This is a genomic window from Roseateles sp. P5_B10 (genome assembly GCF_056400485.1).
The window spans coordinates 1-3,796 of record NZ_JBFULE010000516.1 but is presented as its reverse complement, the minus strand read 5'-3'; the positions used below and the strand labels follow the sequence as shown (position 1 = coordinate 3,796).

The 3,796-nt window shown below is 69.0% G+C and carries 4 protein-coding genes; all 4 read right to left on the bottom strand.

Annotated features, from left to right (window positions below; genetic code table 11):
* Positions 1-196 precede the first annotated feature (196 nt).
* Positions 197-1,384: an FtsX-like permease family protein gene (locus AC1DU6_RS22995; RefSeq protein ID WP_477859851.1), complete on the bottom strand. Its 1,188-nt coding sequence runs from the start codon at positions 1,382-1,384 to the stop codon at positions 197-199.
* On the bottom strand, positions 1,381-2,022 hold the full coding sequence (locus tag AC1DU6_RS22990) for an ABC transporter ATP-binding protein (RefSeq protein WP_056202358.1): 642 nt from the start codon (positions 2,020-2,022) through the stop codon (positions 1,381-1,383). Before AC1DU6_RS22990 ends, AC1DU6_RS22995 begins: the two co-directional genes overlap by 4 nt.
* Entirely contained in the window at positions 2,022-2,558 is a 537-nt protein-coding gene (gene msrA / locus AC1DU6_RS22985) for a peptide-methionine (S)-S-oxide reductase MsrA (RefSeq protein ID WP_477859849.1), read from the bottom strand. The genes AC1DU6_RS22990 and msrA overlap by 1 nt, the downstream gene beginning before the upstream one ends.
* A 10-nt stretch (positions 2,559-2,568) precedes the next feature.
* A partial coding sequence (locus AC1DU6_RS22980) for a DUF748 domain-containing protein (protein ID WP_477859848.1) occupies positions 2,569-3,796 on the bottom strand: 1,228 nt, incomplete at its 5' end.

Below are 3,796 nucleotides of genomic sequence, written 5' to 3'. Positions count from 1 at the left end.
GCCTTGGCGGTGACTTGGSACAGCAAATGCCAGGACACGATGTCGGCGCGTTCCTCCAGCGGCTTGAAGGGGCTGCGCGGGTCGTGATAGCCAGGCCCCTGCCCCATGCCCGGCGGCGTTTGGGCGAACGCCGCAGCAGCGGCAAGACAGACGGCGAGAAGGGGCTTGAACTTCATGATGGCGGGATTGTCGGGGTTCAGCGCGGAGCTTGCAGCAGGGTTGTGACATCCAGCCGATAGGCCCGCCATGCGGGCCAGGCAGCGGCCAGCAGCGCCAGGGCGCCGGCCAGCAGCGGCACCAGCCATTCGGCTTCGCTCATGCCGAGCTGGCCCAGGCGCAGCGACTGTCGCTCGGCGAGCAGACGCTCCAGCAGCGCAACGAGGCCGTGCCCAGCCACCAGCCCCAGCACGGCGGCGAGGCCGGCGAGCAGCAAGGCCTCCAGCGCGATCAGCGCCGCGACGCGCGAGGCCGGCGCGCCTAGCATGCGCAGCATCGCAAGATCGCCCTGGCGTGCCCGCACCGCATGCAGCAACGCGACCCAGACCGACAGCCCCGCCGCCGCGAGCAGCACGATGCCAAAGCCCCGCAGCACTTCGGTGCCGGCACCCACCAGGCGCATCAGTCGGGCTGTTTCCAGCGCCGGCGCGGCGGATTGCAGGCCGTCCTGCGCATTGACCCAGCGCGGCAGCATGACGGCGGCCAGCGGGCTGCGGTAGCGCACGAGGGCGAGCGTGATCTCCTTCCTTTCGCTCTCCTCGTCGTGTGCGACGGCGTGGTCTTCGTGCACCTCCCACACCGATGCCAGATCGGTCAGTACGAGGCGGTCCAGCACGCTGCCGGATTCGGCCAGCACGCCGACGACCTCGAACTGATGTTCGCCATGCGCGCCGCCGCCCTCGGCCAAGCCGTGGCTGCCGGCGAAACGGTCACCGGGCTTCAGCCCGCTCGTGCGCGCGACTTCGGCGCCGAGAACGGCCTGCATCGGTTTCGTCCAGAGCGCGCCCTGCCCCATTTGGCCGCCATAGAGATCGATGTACGCCGGCGTCGTGCCAGCGATGCGGTAGCCGCGGAAGGAGTCGCCCAGCGACAGCGGCACAGCCTGGGCGACGAGGGGCTGCTGCTTCAACAGCTCCAGCGTCGCCAACGGGATATTGCCGGTCGGCGCATCGAGGTGGAAGACGCCGGCCAGCATGATCTGCATGGGGCTGCCCTTGGCGCCGACGACGAGGTCGATGCTGGCGAGGTCGCGCTTCAGCCCCGCCTCGACCTGGGCACTGGCGCGCAGCACGAAGGTCACGGCGGCGAGGCCGAGCGTCAGCAGCAGCAGGTTCAGCGCTGTCGTCAACGGGCTGGACCACAGGTATCGCCACGCGAGGCGGATCACAAGACCACCTCGCTGACGTCATCCCGCTCTGCCAGCGCTTCGACGACACGCGCGTCATGGCTGGCGATGACCAGCGTGCAGCCCTCGCGCTCGGCCGCATCGAGCAGCAGGGCCAGCATGTGCAGGGTGTGCTCATCGTCCAGGTTGGCGCTGGGTTCATCGGCCAGCAGCAGGCGCGGACGGCGCATCAGTGCGCGCGCGAGCGCCACACGCTGGGCCTGGCCGACGCTGAGCTGGTGCGGCCGGCGATTCGCCAGCTCAGCAATGTCCAGCGCCTCCATCAGCTCGGCCGCGCGCTCCGGGTCGGCGCCCTGCCCTGCGGCCAGCGCCGGCAACGCCAGGTTCTCGGCCACAGTCAGCGCCTCGCTCAAATGCAGGCGCTGGGGCACGACGCCCAACGTGGCTCCACGCCAGGCGTCCAGCGCGCGCGGGCTCAGCGTCTGCAGCTCGGTTTGCGCAACGTTCAGTTCGCCCTGTTGCACGCGCAGCAGACCCGCCAGCAAGGCCAGCAGCGTCGACTTGCCCGAGCCCGAGGCGCCACGCAGCAGCAGATGCCGGCCCGCGGCGAGCGCGAAGTCGGCATAGGCGAGCTCGGCGCCGCCGGCGTAGCGATGGCGCAGGCCGCCCCAGGCCAGCATCACTTGACCAGGCGCTTGAAGCTGGCCAGGAACTTGTCCACCTTGCCGGCAACGACAAAGGCGCAATAGCCCTGCTCGGGGTTGCGGGCGTAGTAGTGCTGGTGATAGGCCTCGGCCGAGTGGTAATTGGTCTCAGGTAACAGTTCGGTGACGGCGCGGCCGGCGTGATGGTCGTTGACCTCCTTCAGCACCTCGGCCGCGAGCTGGCGCTGCGCCTCGGTATGCCAGTAGATGCCCGAGCGGTATTGCGTGCCGACGTCGGCACCCTGGCGGTTCAGCGTCGTCGGGTCGTGGATGGTGAAAAACACCTCCAGCAGTTCGCGCAGCGAGACCTCGGCGGGATCGAAGTCGATGCGCACGACCTCGGCATAGCCGGTGTTGCCGCCGCAGACGGCCTCGTAGGTCGGCTTGGGTCCCTGGCCATTGCTATAGCCGTTCTCGACGTGGTGCACGCCGCGCACGCGCTCGTAGACGGCCTCCAGGCACCAGAAGCAGCCGCCGGCCAGGGTGATGCGTTCGAGATTCGTAGCAGACATGGAATGACCTTCAATGAGCGCCAAGGGAGAGCTCGACATGGGGGCGCCAGGTCTCATCGCAACCCTGGTCGCAGAGCTTGGGCGCGGCGAGAAAGACGCGCGCATTGGGCGCTCCGCGGGCCAGCAGCGCATCGCGCACCGCCGTGGCGCGGGCCACCGCCAGCTGGCGCAGTGTTTCGTCTTCGATGGCGTAGCTGCCCAGCAGCAGGCCGCGCATCTGCTCGGGCGGCAGATCCTTGGCCAGGCCGAGCAGGTTCTTGGGCTTGTTGGGCAGCTTGCTGGCCTGGTAGAGGCGCTTGAGCGCGGCATCGGGTGTTGCGTTTTCGGCTTTGAGTGCACTGGCCAGGCGCTGTTCACGCAAGGCCTGGCCTTCGGCGGCGATGCCGGCCCAGCCCGTCAGCGTCAGCTGCACGCCGGGCTTGTCGACCAGCAGCTTGGCTACGCGGTCGAGCTTGGTCGAGTCGGCCAGTTCGACGCCACCCGGCACGAAGGCGATCTGGGCCTCCTCGGGTGCGTCGCTGCCGCTGAACAGGGCGAAGGGCGAGGTCAGCGCCTTGCCGATGAGATTGAGCACGAGCTTCCAGACCAGGCCGCCGACGCTGAACTCCGGATCGTTCAGGGAGCCGCTGACGGGCAGGTTGACGTCGATGACGCCGTTGCCGTCCTTCAGCAGCGCCACGGCGAAGCGCACCGGCAGCGAGGTCGCGTCAGGGCTCTCGACGCGCTCGCCAAAGGTCAGCTGGTTCAGGATGATCTGGTTGCTGGCCACCAGCTGGCCGCCGGGCTCGACCTTGTAGCGCAGCTTGGTCGACAGCTTGCCGCGCTCGATGGCGTAGCCGGCGTATTTGGCGGCGTAGGGCGACAACGGCGCCAGCTCGATGTCGGTCGCGTTGGCGGCAATGTCCATGGCCAGTGGTGCGCCCGGTTTGAGCTGACCGTCGATCTCCAGCAGGCCGGTGCCGGCGACCTTGCCCTTCAGCGTCAGCGGCGCCATCGCGCTGCTGGTAGACGAGAAGGCGCCCAGCGAGCCTTGCAGCTCGGTCAGGCGGGCGCTGTAGTTGGGACGCACGAAGCGGTCGTTGAAATCGACGACGCCGCGGTTGACGCGGATGCGTTCGGCGGCGAATTCCGGCTGCGCTGCCGATGCGGCTGGCGCGGGCGCTGCAGCCGCTTCCGCCGGGCCGATGTCGCGCAGATTGAAGCGACCCTGGTCGTTGACGATCAGGCGGGCATAGGCG

Bases quoted from the DNA above. Each gene is read 5' to 3' on its own strand.
- AC1DU6_RS22990 (WP_056202358.1), bottom strand. From the start codon at position 2,022: ATGCTGGCCTGGGGCGGCCTGCGCCATCGCTACGCCGGCGGCGCCGAG.
- msrA (WP_477859849.1), bottom strand. From the start codon at position 2,558: ATGTCTGCTACGAATCTCGAACGCATCACCCTGGCCGGCGGCTGCTTC.